At 71.8% G+C, this 23,728-nt stretch carries 22 protein-coding genes; 8 read left to right on the top strand and 14 right to left on the bottom strand.

Features of this window, described 5'->3' with window-relative positions; translation table 11 throughout:
* The 3 genes from EDD29_RS28970 to EDD29_RS28980 all read left to right on the top strand — a co-directional run bounded on the left by EDD29_RS28970 (position 1) and on the right by EDD29_RS28980 (position 2,608).
* Complete coding sequence (locus EDD29_RS28970; RefSeq protein WP_211359980.1) at positions 1-1,260, top strand: cytochrome P450; 1,260 nt, start codon at positions 1-3, stop codon at positions 1,258-1,260.
* Positions 1,261-1,352: 92 nt separating this feature from the next.
* On the top strand, positions 1,353-1,754 hold the full coding sequence (locus tag EDD29_RS28975) for a DUF427 domain-containing protein (RefSeq protein WP_246053443.1): 402 nt from the start codon (positions 1,353-1,355) through the stop codon (positions 1,752-1,754).
* Positions 1,751-2,608, top strand: a complete 858-nt coding sequence (locus tag EDD29_RS28980; RefSeq protein ID WP_123667488.1) for an acyl-CoA thioesterase — start codon at positions 1,751-1,753, stop codon at positions 2,606-2,608. Before EDD29_RS28975 ends, EDD29_RS28980 begins: the two co-directional genes overlap by 4 nt.
* Before the next feature lie 38 nt (positions 2,609-2,646).
* Here EDD29_RS28980 and EDD29_RS28985 read toward each other — a convergent pair whose 3' ends face one another.
* Positions 2,647-3,153, bottom strand: coding sequence for a GNAT family N-acetyltransferase (locus EDD29_RS28985; RefSeq protein WP_123667489.1), 507 nt, complete (start codon positions 3,151-3,153; stop codon positions 2,647-2,649).
* 88 nt (positions 3,154-3,241) lie between these two features.
* Positions 3,242-4,195 (bottom strand): acyl-CoA dehydrogenase family protein, encoded by a 954-nt coding sequence (locus tag EDD29_RS28990; RefSeq protein ID WP_123667490.1) that lies wholly within the window; start codon positions 4,193-4,195, stop codon positions 3,242-3,244.
* 249 nt (positions 4,196-4,444) lie between these two features.
* On the opposite strand from EDD29_RS28990, the gene EDD29_RS28995 reads away from it, so the two are divergent.
* Positions 4,445-5,143 carry a gamma-glutamyl-gamma-aminobutyrate hydrolase family protein gene (locus EDD29_RS28995; protein ID WP_123667491.1) on the top strand — a complete coding sequence of 233 codons (699 nt, stop codon included), beginning with the start codon at positions 4,445-4,447 and terminating at the stop codon, positions 5,141-5,143.
* Positions 5,144-5,145: 2 nt separating this feature from the next.
* Here the strand turns inward: EDD29_RS28995 and EDD29_RS29000 are convergent, their stop codons facing one another.
* Positions 5,146-7,212 carry a hypothetical protein gene (locus EDD29_RS29000; RefSeq protein WP_123667492.1) on the bottom strand — a complete coding sequence of 689 codons (2,067 nt, stop codon included), beginning with the start codon at positions 7,210-7,212 and terminating at the stop codon, positions 5,146-5,148.
* A gap of 136 nt (positions 7,213-7,348) precedes the next feature.
* Here EDD29_RS29000 and EDD29_RS29005 point away from each other — a divergent pair, with 136 nt between their 5' ends.
* Positions 7,349-8,599: an acyltransferase family protein gene (locus EDD29_RS29005; protein ID WP_123667493.1), complete on the top strand. Its 1,251-nt coding sequence runs from the start codon at positions 7,349-7,351 to the stop codon at positions 8,597-8,599.
* Between the two features lie 40 nt (positions 8,600-8,639).
* On the opposite strand, the gene EDD29_RS29010 is transcribed toward EDD29_RS29005, so the two are convergent.
* The 9 genes from EDD29_RS29010 to EDD29_RS29050 are packed head-to-tail and all read right to left on the bottom strand — an operon-like array spanning position 8,640 to position 17,786.
* Positions 8,640-9,545, bottom strand: a complete 906-nt coding sequence (locus EDD29_RS29010) for a hypothetical protein (protein ID WP_123667494.1) — start codon at positions 9,543-9,545, stop codon at positions 8,640-8,642.
* Positions 9,546-9,560: 15 nt separating this feature from the next.
* Complete coding sequence (locus tag EDD29_RS29015; RefSeq protein WP_123667495.1) at positions 9,561-10,850, bottom strand: MCE family protein; 1,290 nt, start codon at positions 10,848-10,850, stop codon at positions 9,561-9,563.
* Entirely contained in the window at positions 10,850-11,893 is a 1,044-nt protein-coding gene (locus EDD29_RS29020; RefSeq protein WP_170201633.1) for an MCE family protein, read from the bottom strand. Before EDD29_RS29020 ends, EDD29_RS29015 begins: the two co-directional genes overlap by 1 nt.
* Complete coding sequence (locus tag EDD29_RS29025) at positions 11,890-12,984, bottom strand: MCE family protein (RefSeq protein ID WP_123667497.1); 1,095 nt, start codon at positions 12,982-12,984, stop codon at positions 11,890-11,892. Before EDD29_RS29025 ends, EDD29_RS29020 begins: the two co-directional genes overlap by 4 nt.
* Positions 12,981-14,015: an MCE family protein gene (locus EDD29_RS29030; RefSeq protein ID WP_123667498.1), complete on the bottom strand. Its 1,035-nt coding sequence runs from the start codon at positions 14,013-14,015 to the stop codon at positions 12,981-12,983. Before EDD29_RS29030 ends, EDD29_RS29025 begins: the two co-directional genes overlap by 4 nt.
* A complete protein-coding gene (locus EDD29_RS29035; RefSeq protein WP_123667499.1) occupies positions 14,015-15,070 on the bottom strand; it encodes an MCE family protein in 1,056 nt (351 codons plus the stop codon). The genes EDD29_RS29030 and EDD29_RS29035 overlap by 1 nt, the downstream gene beginning before the upstream one ends.
* Positions 15,070-16,128 (bottom strand): MCE family protein, encoded by a 1,059-nt coding sequence (locus tag EDD29_RS29040; RefSeq protein ID WP_123667500.1) that lies wholly within the window; start codon positions 16,126-16,128, stop codon positions 15,070-15,072. The genes EDD29_RS29035 and EDD29_RS29040 overlap by 1 nt, the downstream gene beginning before the upstream one ends.
* On the bottom strand, positions 16,125-16,988 hold the full coding sequence (locus EDD29_RS29045) for an ABC transporter permease (RefSeq protein WP_123667501.1): 864 nt from the start codon (positions 16,986-16,988) through the stop codon (positions 16,125-16,127). The genes EDD29_RS29040 and EDD29_RS29045 overlap by 4 nt, the downstream gene beginning before the upstream one ends.
* Before the next feature lie 6 nt (positions 16,989-16,994).
* Positions 16,995-17,786: an MlaE family ABC transporter permease gene (locus EDD29_RS29050; RefSeq protein ID WP_123667502.1), complete on the bottom strand. Its 792-nt coding sequence runs from the start codon at positions 17,784-17,786 to the stop codon at positions 16,995-16,997.
* A 288-nt stretch (positions 17,787-18,074) separates the two neighbouring features.
* On the opposite strand from EDD29_RS29050, the gene fdhD reads away from it, so the two are divergent.
* Positions 18,075-18,869 (top strand): formate dehydrogenase accessory sulfurtransferase FdhD, encoded by a 795-nt coding sequence (fdhD, locus tag EDD29_RS29055; protein ID WP_123667503.1) that lies wholly within the window; start codon positions 18,075-18,077, stop codon positions 18,867-18,869.
* Between the two features lie 65 nt (positions 18,870-18,934).
* The gene (locus tag EDD29_RS29060) at positions 18,935-20,116 is read left to right on the top strand and encodes an acyl-CoA dehydrogenase family protein (protein WP_123667504.1); all 1,182 of its coding nucleotides are present in this window, start codon (positions 18,935-18,937) and stop codon (positions 20,114-20,116) included.
* Positions 20,117-20,261: 145 nt separating this feature from the next.
* On the opposite strand, the gene EDD29_RS29065 is transcribed toward EDD29_RS29060, so the two are convergent.
* The gene (locus EDD29_RS29065; RefSeq protein ID WP_123667505.1) at positions 20,262-20,966 is read right to left on the bottom strand and encodes a gamma-glutamyl-gamma-aminobutyrate hydrolase family protein; all 705 of its coding nucleotides are present in this window, start codon (positions 20,964-20,966) and stop codon (positions 20,262-20,264) included.
* Positions 20,967-21,464: 498 nt separating this feature from the next.
* Between EDD29_RS29065 and EDD29_RS29070 the strand changes: the two genes are divergently transcribed.
* Positions 21,465-22,643 carry a globin domain-containing protein gene (locus EDD29_RS29070; protein ID WP_123667506.1) on the top strand — a complete coding sequence of 393 codons (1,179 nt, stop codon included), beginning with the start codon at positions 21,465-21,467 and terminating at the stop codon, positions 22,641-22,643.
* Here EDD29_RS29070 and EDD29_RS29075 read toward each other — a convergent pair.
* A complete protein-coding gene (locus EDD29_RS29075) occupies positions 22,630-23,700 on the bottom strand; it encodes an MBL fold metallo-hydrolase (RefSeq protein ID WP_123667507.1) in 1,071 nt (356 codons plus the stop codon). The two genes, EDD29_RS29070 and EDD29_RS29075, sit on opposite strands and share 14 nt — an antisense overlap.
* Positions 23,701-23,728 lie beyond the last annotated feature (28 nt).

Below are 23,728 nucleotides of genomic sequence, written 5' to 3' on the forward strand. Positions count from 1 at the left end.
GTGAGCAACGAAGACAGGTTCTCCAGGGAGGAGCGGCCCACCGGCCGCGGGACGGTGTCGCAGCGGCTCACCGGGCCGGTCGAGGACTGGACGACGGACTTCTCGCACCTCGACGAGGAGTGGGCGGCGGACCCGTACCGCATCCAGGACGACCTGCGCGGGCGCTGCCCGATCGCGCGGACCGAGCGGTTCGGCGGGGCGTGGCTGCCGACGCGTTACGAGGACGTCGCGGAGATCGCCTACGACACCGAGAAGTTCAGCTCTCGGGCGATCGTCGTAGGCAACTACCGGCCTTCACGGGGGCTCGCCCCGGTCGGCTCGATCCCGCCGATCTCGTCGGACCCGCCGTTCCACCAGGGCGCGCGCAAGCTGCTGCTCCCGGCGTTCACCAAGTCGGCGGTGGCCCGCCGCGAGGAGGCGACGCGCGCGTTCTGCCACGCGCTCATCGACGACCTGGCCGGGCGCGAGGTCGTGGACGCAGCCCAGGAGTACGCCCAGCACATCCCCATGCGGGTGATCTCCGACATGCTGGGGTTCCCACCCGAAGACGGGCCGAAGTTCCGCGGGTTCGTCGAGGACGTCCTGGAGGGGATCGACCTGCCGCTGGAGGAGCGCGGCGCGAAGATCTCCGTGCTGTTCGACTACCTGTACGCGCAGATCCACGACCACGTCGCGAACCCGCGCGACGACCTGACGAGCTACCTCATCGACGTCGAACTCGGCGGCCGCCCGCTCAGCCCCCAGCACGTCGCCGGGACGATCGGGCTGCTGCTCATCGCCGGGATCGACACGACGTGGAGCGCGATAGGCGCGTCCCTGTGGCATCTGGCGAAGACCCCCGCCGACAGGGCGCGCCTCGTGGCCGAGCCCTCGCTCCTCCCGACCGCGATGGAAGAGTTCCTGCGCGCTTACGCCCCCGTCACGATGGCCCGGCTCGTCAAGGAGGACATGACCTGGCACGGGGCCGAGATGAAGGCCGAGGACTGGATCCTGCTGTCCTTCCCCGCCGCGAACCGGGACCCGGCCCAGTTCGCGCAGGCCGCCGAGGTCGTCATCGACCGGGAGGTCAACCGGCACGCGGCGTTCGGGCTCGGCATCCACCGCTGCGTCGGCTCCCATCTCGCGCGGATGGAGCTGCGGGTGGCGCTGGAGGTGTGGCTGGAGCGGATCCCGTCGTTCTCGCTCGCCGATCCCGCCGCCGTCAGGTGGGCGACGGGGCAGGTGCGGGGGCCGCGGGCGCTGCCCGTCCGGATCGGCTGACGACGCCACCGGGCCCGGTCTTGTCAGGACCGGGCCCGGGATGATCCCATGGGGAAGAATATTCTCTCGATGCGAGAATGGGGTTCTTGCCTGTGGGTGCGCACACCGTACGGTCCAAGTGGACGGAGCGGCCGGACTACCGCGTCGACGTCCTGGCCAGGACGAACGTCATCACCGCGACCGTCGGCGGGGTCCCGTTGGCGCGCAGCGCGGCCTGCCTGATCGTGGACGAGCAGGACCACGGGCTCGCGGTCTATTTCCCGCCGGACTCGATCGACTTCTCCCATCTCGAGGAGATCGGCCTCCGGAGCGTCTGCCCCTTCAAAGGCGAGGCGGTGTACTGGCGGGCCGTCGAGGGCGACGAGGAGTGGGTGGCGTGGAGCTATCCCGACCCCTTCCCGGAGGTCGCCCGGATCGCCGGATACCTGGCGTTCGACCAGGACAAGGTGACCGTCTCGATCGGCAAGGGCACCTACACGGGGACGCACCGATGACGCTCGCAGAACTCCTCTCAGCCTTCGACGTCTCTCCCGTGGACTCGGAGAACCGCGTCTTCGAGGCCGCCCCATCGGATGGAGGCGGGCGCCAGATCGTCGACGGAAGCCAAGTCCTCGCCACGGCGGTCGTGGCCGCCGCCAAGGCGTTCCCCGGCCTCACCGTCCGGACCGCGCACGCGATGTTCGCCTCCGCCGCGCACCCGGACAGGCCGTTCACCTTGACCGTCACCCCCGTCCGCGCAGGCGGGTCGTTCGTCTTCGCGACCGTCACCGCGACGCAGGACGGGGCGGCCAAGACCACGGTCACCCTCCTGCTGGACCGCCCGCGGCCCGACGTCGTCAGGCACGACGGGTGGACGGGCCCTCCCCCGGAAGGCCCCGACTCCGCCTTCCCCTCCCCCATGCCCCTGCCGGGCCGGGAGCTGCGCCTGGAGGGCGTCCGCGACCGCGGCGACCCCGACGAGGTCGGTCCTCCCCACCTCGACGCCTGGCTGCACTACGACCCGGTGCCCGAACGGGACGACCTGCGCCGCGCCCTCCTCGCCCACTTCACCGGCCACCTGTCCATCGCGACGACCCTGCGCGCCCACCCCGGCGTCGGCCTCTCGCAGGCCCACCGCACCCTCTCGACGGCGCCCCTGACCATCTCCGTCCACTTCCACGAGCCCATCTCGTGGGACGGCTGGATCCGCTACCACCACGAGAGCGCTTACGTCGGCGCAGGCATGTCCCATGTACGCGGCCAGATCCTCACCCGGGACGGCCGCCTCCTCGCCTCGTTCACGCAGGACGCCATGATCCGCGCCCTCGACGCCCGCGCCGCCGCGGTACCCACCGCGGCCCGCTTCTGACCCGTCCCGGCACCGCGGAACGGCCGCGCCGCACCGGGTCAGGTCGTGATCCAGTAGCGGCGTGCGGGGCCGTACAGGGTCTGCTCCACGCCTTCGAGGACGCCGCCGTTGTGCTCGATCGTCCTGGCCGAGGGAAGGTTGCCGTCTTCGCAGACGAGCAGCACCCGGTCCAGGCCGAGCGTCCGCGCCTCGCCGAGCATCCGGCCCAGCGCCCAGGTGGCCAGGCCGCGCCGCCGGGACGACGGCCGGATGCCGTACCCGATGTGGCCGAACCGCAGGACGTGGTCGTCGCGCCCGTGCCGCAGCGCGATCCCGCCGTGCACCCGGTCGTCCTCGACGATCCAGCGGTACACGTGCCGCATCCCGCCGGCCCTCACCGGTTCCTCCCTCAGGCGTGCCAGCCAGGCCGCGAACCCGCCCGGCGAGTCGACCTCATCGGACTCCCCCAGCCCGAACCCGTCCTCGTGCAGGCCCGGACCCCATTCGCGATGCGCCTCGAGCCACGGGGAATGCAGGCGCGTGGTGGGCGCGACCAGTTCGGGCATACCACGACGATACCCAGGACGACACGGCCTGCGGCAGGACCACCGGCCGGCGTGAACGGCCGAGCCGGGTCTGGTGGAAGGACGGGGGTCAGTCGCCCAGGCGGGTGGCCAGGGAGTCGCGGATGGCGGGGCGGGTGCCGAAGACCAGGAGGAAGGCGGCTTCTCGGGCCAGGCGTTCCGGGTGGGAGCCGCGCAGGACCGAGGTGCTGCCCTGGGCTACGGCGAGGGCCGCCGCGGCGCGGACGGCGAGGTCGGACACCGCCGCGCGGGCGGCGGGGAGGGCGGGGGGCTCGGCCGTGTCGAGCAGGGTGCGGACGGCGGCGACGCGGGCGTCCCAGGGGCTCGGGCCGATCAGGGCGGCACAGCGGGCGGCGACGCCGAGGGCGAGGTAGCCGTTGGTGCGGAGGCCCGCCCGGTCGCGCTCGGCGAGGCCCTCGGACGGGTCGTCGCCCAGGAGGCGCGCGGCGGGGACCCTCAGGCCGTCGAAGACGAGGCGGACGGTGCCGCTGGCTCGCGCGGCCGTCAGGTCGAGGGGTTCCGCGCGCAATGCCGGACCGGGCCGGGCGTCCAGGTACAGCCAGCGGATCCGGTCGGCCTCGTCGCGGGCGGCGAGGAGGAACACGTCGACGACGCCCCACCCGGTGAACCACGGCGAGGACCCCTCCAGGACGAGCCCGTCGCCGTCCCGGCGGGCGCGCAGCGGGGCGTTCGGCCACAGCCCGCCGAGCGCCACCCCCGCCTTGACGCGTCCCGCGCGCAGGTCGGCGAGCAGCTCGGGATGGGTCCCGTATCCGGCGACCGCCTTCGTCAGCGCGGTGTGCTGGAGCCACACGAACGCCGTGGCGAGGCAGCCTCCGGCGAGGATCTCGACGACCTCCTGGTGCACCTCCGGCGCCGCGTCCACCGCGAGCCCGTACAGCCCGCGCTCCGCGAGCGCCGTGAAGTGCTCCTCCGGCACCCGGTCCAGCCGGTCCACCCGCGCCGCGTCGGGGAACAACAGGTCGTCGGCCAGCTCACGGGCGGCCTCCCGCGGATCGATCATGCTCTGAGCCTGCCCTCCCCGCCCTCCCCCGGGCAACCCGACCCGGCGCACACCAAAGCACGGCGTGTGCCGGCGCGCTCTTTTTCACACACTCGTGTTGCGTGCATCTTTTCCAGTACGAGTGTATGAACAAAGCGGCCGCCAGGCGCCGGGCAGTCGACGACGAGGCGGGGACCGGCGTGCCATGGGGTGGGACGCCCGGGGGCTTCGGGACCCGCGCGCGGAAGGGTCCGCGTAGGTTCGGCCGTCATGGCGGAACGTCCTCTCATTGCGATTCCCGCGCGGTTCTCCGCGGGGGCCACGGCGCTGCGGTACGCGGGGGTGGTGGCGGCTCGTGCGGTCGTCGAGGCGGTGTGGCGCGGAGGCGGGGAGCCCTACGTCATGTATCCGGGGGCGCCGCGGGAGGCCGCCGCGCTGCTTCGGAGGTGTGACGGGCTGCTGCTGCCCGGCGGAGGTGATGTGGCGCCGCACCGGTACGGGGCCGCCGAGGCGCACTCTCGGGTGTACGACGTGGACGACGCCCAGGACGCGTTCGATCTCGCCGCGGCCGGGCACGCCCTCTCCGCCGGCCTCCCGACGCTGGCGATCTGCCGGGGGCTCCAGGTCGTCAACGTGGCCGCGGGCGGGACCCTCCGCCAGCATCTGGAACCCGACCACATGGCGTTCGCGCACCGGATCGCCGCGGCGCCCGGCTCGCTGCTGGCCAAGGAGACGGCGGACGAGGCCCTGTCGGTGTCCTGCTTCCACCACCAGGCGGTCGAGGACCTCGGGACGGGGCTCTCGGTGACCGCGCGCGCGGACGACGGGACCGTCGAGGCCGTCGAGTTCAGCGACGCGTCGGCGTGGTTCCTCGCCGTCCAGTGGCACCCCGAGGACACCGCGGAGACCGACGCCGCGCAGCAGGGCCTGTTCGCCGCGCTCGTCCGCGCCGCCCGCGGCGAGTCCTGAGGTCAGGGCGCGGCGACCGACAGGCAGCGGGCGAAGACCGAGGTCTCCAGGCGGTCGGTGAGGGCGGCCTCCAGGGCCTCGGCGGGATCGAGGCCGAGGACGGTGAGACGGCGGACGATCTTGGCGTAGGGCTCGGCGTAGAGGGTCTCCCAGAGGCCGGACGCGGTGAGGCGGGCGGCCTCGGCTGCGGTCTCGGGGTCGGGGTCCTGGCGGAGGCCGAAGAGGACGGCCAGGGCCGCGAGGAACGGGCGGAGGGCCGGGTCCGGTGCGGGGTCGGCGGCCGTGAGGGACGCGCTCAGGACCTGGCGGCGGGTGCGGACCGCGCCGAGGAGGAAGTCGCCGTCGGTGAAGGAGGCGGCGTCCGCGACGAACAGGACGTCCCAGGTGCCGGGCGGCACGTGGTCCGGGTCCGCGCAGGTGACCCTGGCGGCCTCGCCGGGGCGGTCGCTGAGAAGTGCGCGGCGGGCCTCCGCGGTGGCGCGCCAGGCGTCCTCGGGCGTGTCGCCGAGCACCGCGGCGGCGGCCTCGCTGCTCGCCTGGACCGCCTCGCGGGCGGTCTCCTCCGCGCGGCGCAGCCGGCTGGCGTCGGCGGTGATGGTCTTCTCCAGGTCGGCGAGGGCCGCCTCGGCGTCGACGAGGGTCTGCGTGGTGACGGCGACGGCCTGGGCGGTCTCGCCCGCGTTCTTCTCCGCGGCGGCGAGCGCGGCGCGCGCGGCGGCCAGGCGCTCCTCGGCGGCGATGCCGTGGCGGCGGGCCTCGTCGGCGGGCTCGGCGGCGGCGCGGGCGCGTCCGGCGGTCTCCGCGGCCGTCGCGGCGAGGGCCTCGTGCTCGGCGCGGGCGGGGAGGAGTCCCTCCTCCAGCCGCGGGATCTCCTCGGAGGCACGGCGGCGGGCCTCACGGGCCGCGCCGATCTCGCGGTCGCCGCCCTCCAGGAACGCCGCGATGCCCGCGCGCTCGCCCTCGGCGCGCTGCCGCGCGGCGTGCAGTTCGACGGCGCGGGCCTGGGCCTGCTCGTTCTCCAGCCGGTGCGAGGAGACCGCGGCGCGCTTGTCGGCCAGCTCCGAGCCGGCCGGGGCGAGGTGCAGGCGCTGGCCGAGGCTCTGCCGCTTGCGCACCGCGGCGAGCGCCGACTCCGCGCCCGCCAGCCGGTAGTAGGTGGCGTGCGCGAGCGCCTCGGCCTCGGTCGCGGCGGCCGAGGTGCGCTCGGCCTCCGCGGTCGCCGCGGGGAGCTGCTCGCGCGCCTGGTCGAGGCGGCGGCCGAGGTCGACCTCGGCCTGCTCCGCGCCGGCGACCTGGGCTCTGGCGGCGGCGAGGCGCTGTTCCAGGGAGACCGCGCGCTGCTGGGCCGCCTGCGCGGCCTGGGCGGCCCGCGCCGCGGTGTCGGCCGCCTCGTCGGCGACGGCCTTGGCCGCGGTGAAGGACTCCAGCCGGGCGGCGGATTCGGCCGCCGCCTCGCCCTCTTCCGCGACGGCCCCGTCCAGGGCCCGGGTGGCGTGGTCGGCCGCGGCCCTGGCCTGGGCCTTCTCCCCGAGCGCGGCGTCGATGGCCGCGGTGAGCCCGATCCGTCCCTCGGCGGCGGCCCGCTCGTCGGTCTCGCGGTCGGCCCGCGCCCTGCCGAGCGCGTCGGCGTCGGCGTGCAGCCGGTCCAGCACCGCGAAGCCCTCCCCCAGCGCCTCGAGTTCCCGCGCCCACGCGACGCCGACGGGCCGTCCGTCCGGCCCGACCGCGAGGAGATCTTCCGGCAGCGCCTCGGGGGCGCCGAAGAACAGGACCCGCTCGCCCAGCCGCACGGCTTCGGCGACGAGTTCGCCGAGACGCTCCGGCCGGGTGCTCACCGCGACGTCGGCGACGCTGCGCGCGGCCGGGTCGAGCAGCGCGCCGGCGAGGGCCGCGCGGTCGCCCGGCAGGTCGGCCTCGCGCAGCACGCGCAGCACCGCGAGCCGGGCGGCCCAGTCGACGGACGGGGCCGCGCCGGGCTCCAGGCCGCGGGCCTGCAAGAGTTGGTAGAGCGCCACGAGGGCGGCGTATCCGGATGAGATCCGGTCCTGGATTCCTGCCTCGGCGCGCATGTCTCAAAAATATCCCAGTGCGGAGTGGAGACCGATCGCTTCCCGTAGGCGGACCGCGCCGAAGCGCATCTTCCGCCGATCTGAGAATTTCCGCGGTCGCCTTCCTGTGGCCTCTCCGAGCGCCTAGGGTGTCGGGATGCCTCTCGCGACGGCTCACCCCTCATCCGTCCGGCTCGGCTGGCTCGACCTGCTGCGCGGAATCGCGGCACTCATCGTGGCGGTGCACCACGGGGCCGGTTATCTCACCCCGACCGAGGCCACCTGGGTGAACTCCTGGGTCAACCCCGGCAAGTACGGCGTCCTTCTCTTCTTCCTCATCAGCGGCTACATCATCCCGGCGTCCCTGGAACGGCACGGCGACCTGCGGGCGTTCTGGATCGGCCGGGCGGCCCGGATCTACCCCCTGCTGCTGGTCTGCCTCGCGGTGACCGCGGTCCCCGCCGCCTTCGGCGCGTGGCGCCTGCACGGCGGCATCGACGACGGCGGCGCGGCGGCTGCCGTCGTGGCGCATCTCACGATGTTCCAGGACCTGCTCGCCGTGCCCAGCGCGCTGAACGTGCTGTGGACCCTGTCCTACGAACTCGTCTTCTACTTCCTGGTGGCCGCCCTGTTCGTCGCGGGCCTGCACCGGGCGTCGGCGACGACGGCGATCGCCTTCGCGGTCGGCGCGCTCGCCCTGGGCGGGGTCCTGACCCAGCAGTGGCTGTCCGACGCCGTGGGGATCGCGCCCGTGGTGTTCGGGGCGTTCGGCGTGATGGTCCTCGCCATCGCCGCCTCGGTGTCGGGCCGGGCCGGGCTCGCCCGCGCCGGTGCGGTCCTGGGCGGCCTGCTCGGCCTCGTCCTCCTGCTGGGCGACAGCCGCGCGGGCCTCTGGGAGAGCATCTCGATCCTCGCGGTGATGTTCCTCGGCACCGCGCTGTACCGGGCCGAGCACGGGCCGCGCCGGTGGCCCGCCGTCGCCGCGACCGTCGCGGTGGTGGGGTGCACCGTCACGGCGGGGCTGCTGCACGGCTATCCGGCCCTGAGCGAGACGCTGGTGCGGGAGTTCGCCGCGAACTGGATCGTGCCCCTCGCCGCCGCGCTGCTCAGCTTCGCGGGCGGCTGGGCGGTGCGCCGCCGCCGGGTCCCCGCCGCGCTGTCACGGCTCGGCGCGATCAGCTTCTCGGTCTACCTGGTGCACCCGATCCTGCTGCTGCCGGTGCACGAGCACCTGGTCGTCGGACCGACCCGCCCGCTGTGGCTGCTCGCGTTCACCGCCGCGGTCCTCGCGGTGAGCTGGACGACCCACCGCTGGGTGGAGCTGCCGTTCCAGCGCTGGGGCAAGCGCCTGACGGCCCGCCCCGCACCGGAGCGGACCGCCCCGGAACGCGAACTGGCCGCGCGCTAGACGTCGACGTCGAGCGCGCGGCCGGGGAAGAGCCGGACGGTCAGGAGCCGTCCTCGTTGGTGTCGGTGCCGGGGACGGCCGGGACCTCGACGTCGGCGGGGGCGTCGATGGGGTTGCCCTGGGCGTCGGTGAAGCCCTCCTCGTCGATGCCGAGGACGCCGAGGCCGTTCATCAGCCAGCTTCCGTCGCCCTGCCGCTCGAGCTCGACGAGCAGCCGCATGCCGGTGACCGACCGGATGAACTCCTTGCTGACGATCCGGCTGTCGGCGACCACGACGGCCTTGGCGACGGGCCCGTCGAAGTCGTTGACGAACACGTCGCGGACCGTGACCTCCGAGGTGGCCTGGAGCTGGGTGATCACCGGGAACTGGACCTTGAGCGCGTTGCTGATCGTGGACCGGTAGTCCGGCACGGCCAGCGCCGTCAGGGTCTTGTCCCAGGTTTCGAGGTCGTCGACGTCATAGCGCAGGAAGGCGGTGACCGCCTCCGCGGACCGGGTCCGCACCTGCTGCTGCTCGGCGAGTTCGTCCGAGGCCCCCGCGTACGCGCGCCACAGGAACGCCGCGGTGACGATCGACACGGTCAGCGCGAGCAGCACCACGATCGCGGTGGCCCGGCCGTCCAGGGAGATGCGCGGAATGCGGCGCTTGCGGGGCGCCTTGCCTTCCGTGTCCTCCTCGGCCTTCACGGGCCCATCGGCCGTCTCAGGCTCATCGGTCTTCACGGCCTTGTCTGCCGCCGAAGGCTCGTCGGCGGTCTCGGACTTCTCCGGCGCCGCCTCCTTCGCCTCGGCCGCGTCGACGTCGTCCGGCACGGCCTCTTCGGCCGCGTCGGACGGCTCGACCTCCACCGCACTCGCCTCCGCCTCCTCCGGCCCCGCTTCGGGCGCGGTGGACGCGACGGCTTCTTCGGCGTCGGTCTCGGTCTGCTGTGCGGTGTGGCTCATCGGGCCTCCTGGAAGCTAGCGGCCGCCGCGCCTGCGGACGACGCGGAGGGTGCGGCGGGCGGTCACGGCGAGGATCACCGCGGCCAGGATGATCGGGATCAGGGTCAGCCAGCGGCCGGCGGCCGAGGACTCCGACGCGGGCTTGGCCTGCGCCTTGTCGGGCACCTCCACCGAGGTGAACGGACCCGTCGCGACGGGCCGGCCGGTCGTCTTGCCGGTGTCGGGCGCCGCGGTCTTGGCGTCCAGGTCATCGGCCTTGTAGGCCTTGGTGCAGTAGTAGAGGCGCGGGGTCTTCGGCCCCGCGGCGGGCTTGCTGTACTCCTTGGCCGCCGGGACGGGTCCGCCGCCGGTGATGACCATGGTGACGCGGGCGTAGTCTCCGCCCGGCCCCTTCTCGATGACCTCGTCGACGATCTTGGGGAACCGGTCGGTCATGAGGCCGAGCGCGTGGCCGAGGTTCTTGCTCGACTGGGGGGTGAACAGCGGCGGGGAGGGCGTGCCGAGGGCCGTCAGCAGGCAGCTGAGGCCGGGCCGCGACTCCTTCAGCAGCGCGTCGACCTGGCGGAGGAACGAGGGACCCTTTTCGAGGATCGAGTTCAGCTCCTCGCGCCGGTCCGACAGCGCGCCGGTGGCGGCGGCGAGCCCGTCGAGCCCGGAGGCGAGTTCGGGGCCGCCGTCGGCGAGGATCCCGGTCAGCTCGGTGAGCTCCTCGGACAGGCTGTCGAGGGTCTCGGCGTTGTCGGCGAGGGTGCCGGTGAGCTGGTGGGCGTCGCCGAGCAGGTCACGGATCGTGGTGTCGCGGCCTTCGAGGCCGGTCGCCAGTTCGTGAACGAGCGTCTGGGCGTCCTCGGGCTCGACGGCGGCCAGCAGGTCGCCGGCGCCGTCGAACAGCCGCTTGTACTCCACCGCGACCTCGGTGCGGTCCAGCGGGATGACGTCGCCTTCCTGCAGCGACCGCGCGGGCGACGACGGCGGCGGGTTGATCTCGATGTACGGCTCGCCGATCGCGGACTTGCGCAGCACCGCGGCGCCGGAGTTCGACGGCACCTCCACGCCGCGGTTCAGGTGCATCGCGACGACGACCTTGCCCTCTTCGAGCCGCACGCTGTCGACCGAGCCGACCCGCACCCCGAGGTAGGCGACCTCCAGGTCGGTGCGCAGGCCCGGCGACGAGGCGAACTCGGCCTCGACCGTGAACGGCCTGCGCAACGCGTCGACGGTGACGATGCTGGTCAGCGCCCAGACCATGAGGACGACGCCGAGGACCACGAACGACACGAGGTTGATCAGGATTCTGGGCCGCATCAGTCCCCCTTGTGGCCGACGGGCGACAGGGCCCGATCGGCGCCGGTCGAGAGGTCGACGGGATCGCCGGCGCCCTGGTTGGAGGTGACGTGGCTGGCATCGACGTCGAACCCGACGATGCCCGCGAGCCACACCAGCATGAGGCCCTGGCTCTTGTAGGTGAGCGACGGCGCCCCGAGCAGCCCGGTGTTGAGGCCCTTGAGCAGCTGCTTGAGCGTCTCCCGGCCGCTGACCATCTTCTTGAGGATGCGGTCGAGCTTGGTCAGCAGCGTCTTCAGCCGGGCCGCGTGCCGCGTCTCGATCTTGTCGTTGAACTGCTTGCCGAGCTCCACGAGCTCCTGGACGGCGCTCTTGAGCTCCTTACGGTCGGCCTCGATCCGGTCGGTGGCGACGATGATCCGGCCGGGGAGCTCGTCGAGGTCGCCGCGCTTGGACTCCAGGGAGGCGCCGAGCCTGGCCAGGCCGTCGATGGTGTCCTGGAGGTCGCCCGCCGCGGACGCGTAGCTGTCGCTGATATCGGAGATGTCCTTGACGAGCTTGTTCAGCTCGGGACCCTTGTCCTTGAGCGCCGTGGCGACCGCGTCGACGATCTCGCCGAGGTTCTGGCCGCCGAACGCGGCGAGGACCGGCCCGACCTTCTCGGAGATGCTCTCCAGGTCGGGCTGCACGGACGTCTGGGTGATGACGGCGCCCTCCGCCAGGGCGGGCCCCTGACCGATGGCGCTCCCCTCGGGGATGGTGATCCGCACGTAGTTCTCGCCGAGCAGGGACGTCTTGGCGATGGAGGCGGTGACGCCCTGCGGGAGCGCGGTGCCGGACTCCAGCTCCATCGTCACGTGCGCCTTGAAGTCGTCGGTCAGTTCGATGTCGGTGACGGTGCCGACCCGCACGTCGGAGATCTGCACGCTGTGCCCGACCACGAGCGCCTGCACGTCGGCGAACTCCGCCTCGAACTCGAACCCGCCCTTGGGCGCGCCGAGCGTCTGCACCGAGCACGCGGTGCAGGCGACGGCGAGGGCCGCGGCGAGCAGGGGTCTCCTCACGAGCCACCCGCCTTCTTGGTCTTCGGCTTCTTGGGCTTCTGGCTCTTCGGCCCGTCGGCCGTCTTGTCGATCGTCTTCGGGCAGTTGCCGAGCGGCTTGTCCAGGCAGGGCACCGCGCCCCAGCCCATCGCCGTCCACAGCGGCTGGAGCCAGGTCCTGGCGATCCCGCTCATCTGGAGCCGGACGATGATCATCTTGCGCTTGGGGTCGTAGGACCGCACGACCATGTCGGTGAACTCGGCGAGCTTGGCGATCGCGTCGGCGAGGGAGCCGGTGCTCGCCTTCATCGACATGACGATCTCGGAGGCGTCCGCGACGGTCTGCGGCAGCTTCTCGTGGTACGCCTCGATGAGCACGTCGCCGCGTTCGATGACCGCCTCGAGGCCGCCGATGAAGCCGCGCAGCGTGTCGCGTTCGTCGGCGAGGAGGCCGCCCGCGTCGTTGAACGCGGTGAACAGCGCCTTCAGCTTCTCGTCGCGCCGGTTGAGCGAGGCGGCGAGGTCGTTGAGGTCGGACGCCACCGACATCAGCCTGTCGTCCTGCGCGGCGATGTCGCCGGTGAGGTCACCGACGGTCTGGAGCCCGTTGTTGATGGCGTCGCCCTTGCCGCGGACGAGGTCGGCACCGCCCTCGAAGGCGTCGTGCAGCGTGCCGGGGTCGACCGACTCGGCGAGGGTGCTGAACGCCTCGAGCGCCTCGTCGATCTCGACGGGCAGGTCGGTGCGCTCGCGCGGGATCACCGCGCCGTCGGCGATCTCCGGCATGCCCGGCTTCCACGCCGGGTAGAGCACGATGTTGCGTTCGCCGATGGTGTTGGTGGCGAGGATCGCGGCCCGGGCGTCGGCGGGGACCGGCACATCGGAGCGCACGCTGACCTGGACGCGGACGCCGCCGGTCGCCTTGTCCACCTCGATCTTGTCGATGGTGCCGACGTTGGCGCCCATCACCTTCACCCTCGACCCCTCGTACAGCGAGGGGCTCTTGGCGAAGTCGGCCGTGAGCGTGTAAGTGCCGCCGCCTCCGACGACCGAGCAGCCGCCGGCCGTCAGCGTCAGGACGAGCGCGGCGCACACGGGGAGGGCCCGTCTCATTTGCGCGCCTCCTTCATCTTCGCGTTGAACTTGGCGAGGTCGCCGGGCGACAGCTGGCCGATCTGGGTGAAGATCGTGTCGACCCAGTTGCCGGTGTTGCCGGAGTTGCTGAAGGCGGTGAGGGCCGGGCCCGCCCACGCCAGGGCGGTGTTCAGGTCCTTCATCCGGGGGTCGATCGCGCCGGTCGTCTTGTTGAGGTCGCCGATGACGCTGATGAGGTCCTTCTGCTGGCCCTCGATCAGCGTGTCCAGCGACTTGACCGTGTCGGACCCCGAGCCGAGCAGCAGCGTGAGCTGGGTGCGGCGCTGGCGCAGGGTGGAGATGAGCGTCATCACGTTGTCGACGAGGTTGGAGAGCGTGTGCTCCTTCTCGCGGACCGTGCCGATGATCTGCTGGCTGTTGTCGAGCAGCTCACCGATCTTGACGTCGTCGCCCTCCAGTTCCTCGGCGATGTCGGCGAGGTTGCCCAGGGCGTCGGCGAGTTCGGTGCGGGTCTTCTTCGGCAGCCCGCCGATCTCGTCGAGGACCTTGCCGAACGTCTCGGCGTCCAGTTCCTTGAGCGTCTCGGTGCCCACCTGGAGCACGTCGTTGACGGTCGTGGGGATCTGGGTGCGCTCGATCGGGATCCGCCGGGCGTCCTCGTCCTTGTCCTCTAGGTACGGACCGAAGTCGGAGACCGGCCCGGTGAGGCGCAGGTACCGGCCGCCGAGGATGTTGGTCATCCGGATCTCGGCCCGGGTCTCGGGACCGAGGTCCACCCCGGAGTCGACCTTCCAGGTGACCAGGACGTGCCCGGCCCGGAAGTCGGGCTCGACCCCGGTGATCTCGCCGACCAGGACGCCCGCGACGAGCACGTTGTTGCCGTCGCGCAGGCCGCCGGTGTCGGCGAAGATCCCGCTCATCGAGTACTGCTTCTTCAGCAGGCCCATCGTGCCGACCGCGAACGTCACGGCGATGGCCGTGCCGACCGCGAGCAGCGAGACGAGGCCGACGGTGATCGGCGACCTGTCGCGAAAGGACTTGAGCGCCATCAGCTGCCCCCGATCAGGATCTTGCGGAGGAGGTCGGGGCTCTGCGGCTTGCCCTGGTAGTCCTTGAGGACGACCGGGTAGGGGCACTGGCCCGGCACCAGGCTCAGACAGGCGACGCCGCCCTTGGCGAACTCGCCGTCGTTGAAGACCGAGAAGAGGCGCTGCAGCTTCGGCCCGGTCAGTTTCAGCACGTCGTCGACGGTGCCGAGGTTGTGCTGGACGCCCGCCGCGACGATCGCGAGCCCGCCGATGACCTGGTCGAGCTGCTCGCTGTTGCCGGTGAGCAGCGCGTCGGACGTCTGGAACGTCTTCGACAGCTCCACCAGGGCGTCGTCGAGGAGCCCGCGGTTGCGCACGAACGCGTCCGAGAGCTCCACGAGGTTGTCGGTCATCTGCCGGATCTGGCCGTCCCTGCGGGCGAGGACCTCGGTGATGTCGGTGTAGTCCTGGAGCATCTGCTTGAGCGTCGTGCGGCGCGCGGCGATCGTCGAGGACAGCTGGTCGACGTCGGAGATCAGCTGGGTGATCTCCGTCCTGTTGCCGTTCAGCGCCTCGTAGATGGCGGTGAGGATCTGGTTGAGCCGTTCGGGGTCGAGGCTGCGCGCGAGCGGCGCGATCTGGTCGACGAGCTCGCCGATGTCCACGACCGAACGGGTCTTGGTGATCTTCGCGCCGTCCTTGATCTTCTCCGGCGCGGTGCCGGGGATCAGGTAGACGACCCGCTGGCCGACGGCGCTGCGCCAGCGGATGGCGACCTCGCTGTCGGCCGGGACCCGGTAGCGCTCCTCCACGGTCAGCTCGACCCTGGCCTTGCCCTTCTCGACCTCGATGGAGTCGACCTGCCCGACCGGCGCGCCCGCGATCTTGACGACGTCGCCGCGCATGAGGCCGGTGGCGTCGTCGAAGACGGCGACGATCTGGTACCCGCCCCCGAAGGAGATGCGGGCGATCTGGCTGCCGATGAGGAAGGTGAGCAGGCCCGTGATCGCGAAGAACGTGGCGAGCCGTACGAAGGTCGACCGGCGCTGCCGGCGCATCTCGTTGACGGCGGCCATCACCGGGCTCCCTTCTTGGAGTTCTTGCCCTTGCCCGGCTTCTGCGCGGTCTTGCCCGTGGCGTCGCTCGGGCAGACGCCGATGATGATCGCGCAGGGGTTCGCGGGGATGAGCACCTTGACCGCGAGCAGCCGGTGGTCGCCCGGCGCGCTCGGCCAGCTCACCGCGCGGTAGACCGGCAGGAGGTTGACGATGGTGCGGAGGCCGGGACCGAGCCTGCCGAGCTGGGCGTCGATGACGCCCACGGCCCGCTCCGCCGAGTGGAAGCCCTCGCGCAGGTCTCCGCCGTGCGCGGCGAAACCGTGCGCGGTGAGGCCCGAGATGTCCGACAGCGCGTCGGCGAACGCGCGCAGCCGGCCGTCACCCTGGGAGGCGGTCGCGATGACGGCGTTGGTGCCCGCCACGATCGTCGCGATGTCGTCGCCCGCGCCCTGGATCCGGGCGAGCCTGGCCAGGTCGGCGAGGAACACCTCGGCGTTGTGCCGGTTGTCGTGCGCGACCCCGACGATCACCTCGACGCTCTCGAGCGTCTCGCGCAGGGTGGTGCCCTGCCCCGCGAGGCCGCCCGCGAGCGCGTCGACGATGATGGCGAGCTCGGTCGGATCGAGCGCGGCGAGCGCCTTGTTGGCGTCGGACAGCAGGTCGTTGAGGTCGCGCGGGTCGGAGGTCTTCCCGATCGCCGTGCCGGCCTTCAGGTACGGCCCGCCCTTCTCGTGGTCGCCCGGCAGGAGGTTGATGAACTTCGGGCCGAACACCGACTCCGGCTCCAGCGACGCCGTCGCGGTGTCGGGGACGCGCACGCCCGGGTTCATGGTCATCGTGATGCGGGCCCGCCCGTTCGGCAGCAGGTCGATCGAGCTGACCCTGCCGATGTGCATGCCGCGCACCTTGACCGGCGAGGTCGTGCCGAGGCCCTGCCCCGCGGTGCCGAACTCGGCGGTGAAGGTGTCGCCCACGGTCTTGTAGGGCTTGGTGATGAGGACGAACAGCAGCAGCGCCGTGAGCACGACGGTGAGCGCCGCGATGGCCGTCCTGCGGCCCAGGGAGTGTTCGGTCATCCGGAGAGCCTCACTGTTCCGCCCTGGCCCCAGAAGACGAAGGACAGCAGCAGGTTGAGCGTGACGATCATGACGATCGACAGCCGGATGGCACGGCCCGCCGCGGTGCCGACGCCGACCGGGCCGCCGGTGGCGTTGTAGCCGTAGTAGCAGTGGATCGAGATGACGGCGAAGGAGAACACCGCGACCTTGACCGCGCTGAACGCCAGGTCCTTGAGCGGCAGGTAGAGGTGGAAGTAGTAGTCGTAGACGCCGGGGGCCAGCCCGAAGAACTCGGTCGAGACGAACCGGGTCGCGAAGAAGCTGGCGAACAGGGCGATCAGGTACAGGGGCACCAGGGCGATCAGCGCGGCGACGACGCGGGTGCAGATGAGATAGGCGAAGGAGTTGATGCCCATCACCTCCAGCGCGTCGATCTCCTCGCTGATGCGCATCGCGCCGAGTTCGGCGGTGAAGGCCGAGCCGCACTGGGCGGCGAGCGCGATCGCGGCGATGATCGGGGTGATCTCGCGGACGTTGATGAAGCTGCCGACCAAGCCCATGAAGGACTCTGCGCCGATGACCTCGAGCCCCGTGTAGACCTGGAGGCCGACCTCGGTGCCGACGAACAGCGACATCGTGAACGTCACGAACACCATGCCGCCGCCGACGACGGTGCCGCCGACGCCGATGACGATGTCGCTGACGTGGTGGGCGACCGTCTTGGCGTACTTGAACCGGAACACGATGTCGCGGATGCAGTACAGCAGGACGCGGCCGAGGAACAGCGGCCATCCGGACAGCCCCGCGAACCGCTCGACGGCGACCGTGGAGCCGCGGACCGCGCCGAGCGCGGCCTTGCGTGGAACGTTCGTCAGCATCCAGCCTCAGATCTTCGGGGGGAAGGCGATCACGTAGATCGTGGTGATCACGTAGTTGAAGCCGAACACGAGCAGCAGCGCGACCACCGTCGCCTGGTTGACCGCGCGGCCTACCCCTACGGGGCTCTGCTCGCAGGTCATGCCCTTGTAGCAGGCGACCATCGCGGCGATGAGGCCGAAGAGCCACGCCTTGAACAGGGTCACCACGAGGTCGGAGATCTGGAGCAGGCCGAGCGCGCCGTCGAAATAGGCGCCCGGCGTGACGCCCTGGAGCAGGACGTTGAAGAAGAATCCGCCTACCGCGCCGGACAGGATCACCAGTGACGACAGCATCGTCGACACCAGGCTCGCGGCCCACATGCGGGGCGTGACGAGCCGGTGGACCGGGTTGACGGCCATCACCTCCATGGCCGACAGCTCGTCGCGGATGCGGCGCGCGCCCATGTCGGAGGTCATGGCCGAGCCGCCGGCGCCCGCGATGATGAGCGCGGCGGCGATCGGTGCGACCTCGCGGACGAGGCCGACGACGACCGCACCGCCCGTCGCGGACTGGGCGCCGAGCTGGCCGGCCAGGTCACCGACCTGGAGCGCGACCGTGGCGCCGAGCGGTAGTGCGATGAGGATGACCGGGAGCGTGGTCACCCTCGCAAGGAACCAGCATTGCTCGACGAACTCCCAGAACCAGTTCCGGACGTCCCACGTGCGTCGCAGTCCTTCGAGCGCGATGGTGAACAGCTCACCTATCTGGGTGAGCACGCCGCGCACTCGTGCGGTGACCATCACGGGCACACTCGCCATGGGCCACCCCTCGGGAGTAATGATCCGTTTACAGACCAAGCGCTTGGTACCGTAACGCGCGTCACACTCGAGCCACAAGACCTTTCATCCAATAGATGGAGGAAGGCGGAGGATTCAGGGCACCAGGACTACCACTTGCCCCTCCGCCCCGCACGGTTGTGCGCACACCGAGGCCGACCCCGGCCACCCGGCTCCGCGCACCTCTACGCTGGTCCCAGAAGCGAACGCGCACGTCGCGCCGCGTCCCGGCCCCGCCGGGCGGCACGGCGGGCCGGAGAAGAGGGCGACGTGGGACGGGTGACCGAGCGGCGGCGGATCGACCGCTGGACGGGACAGGGCAGCACCGAGCGGGTCGACGTGCTCGCGGTGGAGGAGCCGCTGGAGATCCGGATCGCGGGCCGCCCCCTGACGGTCACGATGCGGACGCCCGGGGCCGACTTCGACCTCGTCGCCGGGTTCCTGCTGGCCGAGGGCGTCATCTCCGGCCCCGCCGAGCTCAAGGCGATGAAGTCGTGCGGCGACGACGAGTTCAACATCGTCGACGTCGCGCTCGACCGTCCTTATGAAGGGCCGGTCCGCGCCTTCACCACGACGTCGGCGTGCGGGGTGTGCGGCACCAACACCATCGGCGACCTCGCCCGGCGCGCGCCCTTCGACGTCGCGGCCGATCCGCTCAGGGTCTCCCCCGAGGTGCTGACCGCGCTGCCGGACGTGCTGCGCGAGGCGCAGAAGGTGTTCTCCAGCACCGGCGGCCTGCACGCGGCGGGCCTGTTCGGCGCCGACGGCGAACTGCGCTGCCTGCGCGAGGACGTCGGCAGGCACAACGCGGTCGACAAGATCGTCGGCCACGCCCTCAAGGAGGGGCTGCTGCCGCTGCGCGAGCACGTCCTCCTGGTGAGCGGCCGCGCCTCGTTCGAGCTGACGCAGAAGGCGTGGATGGCCGGGATCCCCGTCCTGGCCGCGGTGTCGGCCCCCTCGTCCCTCGCGGTGTCGCTCGCCGCCGAGGCCGGGCTGACCCTGGTGGGCTTCCTGCGCCCGCCCACGTTCAACGTCTACACCCGGCCGGACCGGGTTGGTCAGTGATTACTTACCGCGATCGGTTAAAGTGCGTTCATCTGGAAACGCACTGAACCCTAAGGAGGCGACCGGTGGACTTCACCCTGCCGGAGAGCGCGCTCGCCGTCCGGGACGGCATCGCCGCCGTCACCGCCAAGTACGGCTACGACTACTGGGACAGGTGCGACAGCGAGCACCGCTGGCCCGAGGAGGTCTACCGCGACCTCGCCGAGGGCGGCTGGCTGGGCCTCGCGATCCCCGAGGAGTACGGCGGCGGCGGCCAGGGCCTCCTGGAGCTCGCCGTGGCGCTGGAGTCCCTCGCCGGATCGGGCGCGGGCGCGGCCGCGTCCTTCATCTACCTGCTGAGCCCCGGCTTCGGCGGGCTCACCATCATGCGGCACGGCACCGAGGAGCAGAAGCGCCGGTTCCTGCCCGGCCTGGCCTCCGGCGAGATCGAGACCTGCTTCGCGCTCACCGAGCCCGACGCGGGCAGCAACGCGATCAACATCGCCACGCACGCCCGCCGCGACGGCGACGGCTGGCTGGTGAAGGGTCAGAAGATCTGGATCTCCGGCGTCGAACGCGCCGACCACATGCTGCTGGTGACCCGCACCACCCCCGCGGCCGAGGCCAAGCCCCGCGCGAACGGCTTCACCGTCTTCGTCGTGGACGTGAAGGCCGCCGTCGAAGCCGGGACCCTCACCTACCAGCCGATCCCCAAGATGGGCACCAACACCGTCGCCTCCAGCATGGTCTTCCTCGACGACCTGCGCGTCACCGACGAGGACGTGCTCGGCACCGTCGACGGCGGCTTCGCGGTGCTGTGGGACATCCTCAACCCCGAGCGCATCCTCGCCTCGGCGTCCGGCGTCGGCGGCGCCGAGGCCGCGCTCAAGGTCGCGGTGTCCTACGCCATCGACCGCGCGCCCTTCGGCAAGCCGATCGGCGCCAACCAGGCCATCGCCTTCCCGCTCGCCAAGATCAAGGCGCAGACGGAGCTGGCCCGGCTCATGACCTACAAGGCCGCCTGGCTGTGGGACCGCGGCGAGCCGTGCGGCTCCGAGGCCAACATCGCCAAGCTGACCGCCTCCGAGGCCGCCTGGCAGGCCGCCGACCGCACCTTCCAGACGCACGGCGGCATGGCCTACTCCCTGGAGTACCCCGTCGCCCGGATGTTCCGCGACGCCCGCATCGGCAAGAACATCCCCGTCGCCGAAGAGCTCGTCCTCGCCCACATCGCCCAGCACGACCTGGGTCTGCCGAAGTCCTACTGATCTCGCCGACACCACACGAGCAGGTACGGACCCGGCCGTCCCGCACAGACCGTCCGGTTCCGGCGCCCACCGCACACCGGCGCCCGCCACCGTCTCCCCCGGCCCTTCGGAGTGCTCCCCGCACCCCGAAGGGCCGAGCCGCCGTTCAGCCCTCGGCGCCCGCCGCGACCAGGGCCTCGAAGAGGCTCAGGTCCTCGCCCTCTTCCGGGTGCCACTGGACCGCGACGCCGAAGCGGTGGCCTTCCAGCTCGACGGCCTCGATGACCTTGTCGCCCGCCCAGGCCACCGGGACGAGGCCGCCGCCCAGGCGATCGATCGCCTGGTGGTGGTAGGTGGGGACGTCCGCGATCTCGCCCATCGCCCGGCCCGTCCGGCTCCCCGGGTCGATCCGCACCCGGTGCCGCGAGAACCTGCCGACCACCGGCGCGTGGCCTTCGTGCCCGACCTCGTCGGGCAGGTGCTGGATGAGGGTGCCGCCGCGGACCACGTTGAGCAACTGCATGCCCCGGCAGACCGCGAGGAACGGCTTGTCCGCCTCGACCACCGCGCGCAGGACCGCCGACTCGTACCTGTCGCGGGCCTGGTTGGGCACGCCGGTGCGCTCGTGCGGAGCCGCGCCGTACCGGGACGGGTCGACGTCCGGACCGCCCGCGATGACGAGGGCGTCCAGCCGCGCGACGAGGCCGGGCACCGCGTCGAGTTCGGCGAGCGGGGGCAGCATGACGGGGACGCCCCCCGCCCGTTCGACCGAGCGCGGATAGGTCACCGCCAGCAGGGCCGCCTCGCGGACCCACACGCCCCAGCGGGCGGCGTCCTGGTAGGTCGTGACACCGATCAATGGACGAGTCATCCGCACCCTCCCTGGTCCCGGAAGTAGCTTGCCGCAACTCGCGGCGCGAGCACAGCCCCCGGGACGCGTCTCCCATCGCCCGGCCCATACCAGACCGAGACCAATTCCCCGTAGAAGCATGTTCTTCCGGAGTAGAAGAAATATCCCGCCGTGCGATTGCCGCGCGGAATGCGATCTGCGGTGTACCCCCTCCGAAAAGGCCCGATCATCCCGATAAGCAACGGCTACCGGTTGGTATTCCTTCCCCTCCGATGATCACCCCATGAGCATGCCCCGTCACCCATCGTAGATAGTGGGGCGTCTTATCGTGAAACGGTTGAGCTTCACCACCCCTGGTGTAACACTCCGAGCAAGGCTTCCGGCACCGAGCGTGCCGACATCCGCGGCCAAGGGGGGACGCGGGTGACGTCCGGACCGGCTGCCGACTCCGCCGTCACCGTCAGATTTTTTGTAGTTTGCCAGTTTTGACAGTTTTGCCAAGGGGGGCGAGATTGCCACATGTCATTGAATCCCCGGCTCGTCAAAGAGAGCTTCGCACTCCTGGAACCGGACTCGCCGCGGGCCTCCGCCTATTTCTACGGTCGGCTGTTCGCCGAGCACCCCGACCTCCGCGCGCTCTTTCCGCCCGCGATGGACGTCCAGCGCAACCGGCTCTTCCACGCCCTCACCACGGTCGTGTGGAGCCTCGACAGTCCCGACGCGCTCACCACCTACCTCAGCGGGCTCGGCCGTGACCACCGCAAGTTCGGCGTGTCGGAGGCCCACTACGCGGCCGTCGGCGCCGCGCTGCTCGCCACCCTCCGCAAGTTCCTCGGCGACCGCTGGACGCCGGAGATCGAGGAGAGCTGGGCCGCGGCCTACCGGATCGCCGCCGAGGTCATGCACGGTGCCGCGGTGGCCGACGCACTGATGGCGCCGCCCTGGTGGATCGGCGAGGTCGTCGGGCACGAACGGCGCGGCATCGACCTCGCCGTCGTCACCGTGCGGCCCGCCCAGCCGCTGCCGTACGAGGCCGGCCAGCACGTCACCCTCCAGGTGGCGCGGTGGCCGCGGATGTGGCGGCAGTACTCCATCGCCAACGCGCCGCGCGCGGACGGCAGGGTCAGCTTCCACGTCCGGGCGGTCTCCGGTGGCTGGGTCAGCAGCGCGCTGGTCCGCGACACCGAGGTCGGCCACTCGGTGCTGCTCGGCCCCGCGATGGGCGCGATGACGCTGGCCCGCGACAGCGACCGCGATCTGCTGTGCGTCGCCGGCGGCACCGGCCTGGCCCCGCTCAAGGCCCTGGTCGAGCAGGTCGCCGCCGACGGCGGCCGGCGTCGCGTGCACCTCGTCGTCGGGGCCCGCCGCGGCGACGACCTGTACGACCTGCCGGACCTCCTGCGCCTGGCGGCCGAGCAGCCCTGGCTGCGGGTCGTCCCGGTCGTCGCCGACGACACCTCCTACGAGGGGCTGCACGGCCGGGTCTCCGACGTCCTGGAGGAGATCGGCGACTTCACCGACCGCGAGGCGTATGTCTCCGGGCCGCCGGAGATGGTCGCCGAGACCGTCGGCAGGCTCAGCGCGCTGGGCCTGCCGCCCGAGCGCGTCCACCACGACGCGCTGCACCTGGAGGGCAGGGTGGCCTGCCCGCACCTGTCCGGCTACATCGGCGCCGGGCCGCTGCTCACACCGCCCTGACGGGGACCGCGGTCCACCGCACCGGGTCGGCGCCCGTCGTCCGCGCCACCCGGCCCGTCTTCTCCAGGACGATGAGGTGCGCGAGCGTCTCCAGCATCGCCGTGCGCCGCATGAACGGCTGGATCTCGGTCCACGGCCGCGACCAGGTGAGCTCTTGGGCGAGCTCCCAGGTGGTCGGGGCCTCGGCGGGCGACCCGGTCCCGTCGGGGATCGCCTTGATGATCTCCTCGAGGCGGTCGCCGTGGTGGGCGAGCAGCGCGGCCACCCGGCTGTCGAGCCCGGCGAACCGGTACTCGTGGGCGGGCAGCACCTCGCCGACCGGCAGGTCCCTGACCTTCTCCAGGGACGCGAAGAACGCACCGAGCGGGTCGGCGTGCGCGCGCGGGAACAGCCCGATCGCGGGGGTGATCCGCGGCAGCACATGGTCGCCGGACATCAGCAGGCCGTTCTTGACGTCATGGAAGCAGACGTGGCCCGGGGAGTGGCCCGGCGTCCAGACCGTGCGCAGGTCCCAGCCCTCGACGGGCGGCGCCGTGCCGTCCTCCAGCATGAGGTCGGGCATGGCGTGCCCGGCCATCGCGAGCATCTGCCGCGACGCGTCGGCGAGCGTCCCCGCGACGTCCTCGGGCACCCCGTGCTCGGCCATCTGCCGGATCATCGCCCGAGCGATCCCACCCGGGTCCAGATGCCGCTCCTCGATCAGCCTGGCGTCCTCGGGATGCAGCCCGACCCATGCCCCCGACGCCTCCCGTACCCGCGCCGCAAGCCCCCAGTGGTCATGGTGCATATGCGTGACCAGCACACCCTTGACGTCCGTCATGGCGTAGCCCGCGGTCTTCAACCCGGCGTTCAGCGCATCCCACGCCTCAGGCGTGTCCCATCCGGCGTCGATCAGCGTGACCCCGGACGGCCCCTCCAACACATAGACCAGCACATACCGCAACGGATTGTCCGGCAACGGCACCGGCACCGACCACAACCCCGGCCGCACCTGCTCGACAGGCGGCAGCACCTTGTCGAGCCACGCCTGCTTCTGCGCAACGCCGGTGACCTCCACCGAAGCCTCCTTCTAGAACCAAGTTCTA

It is taken from the genome of Actinocorallia herbida (assembly GCF_003751225.1).
Lineage (GTDB): Bacteria > Actinomycetota > Actinomycetes > Streptosporangiales > Streptosporangiaceae > Actinocorallia > Actinocorallia herbida.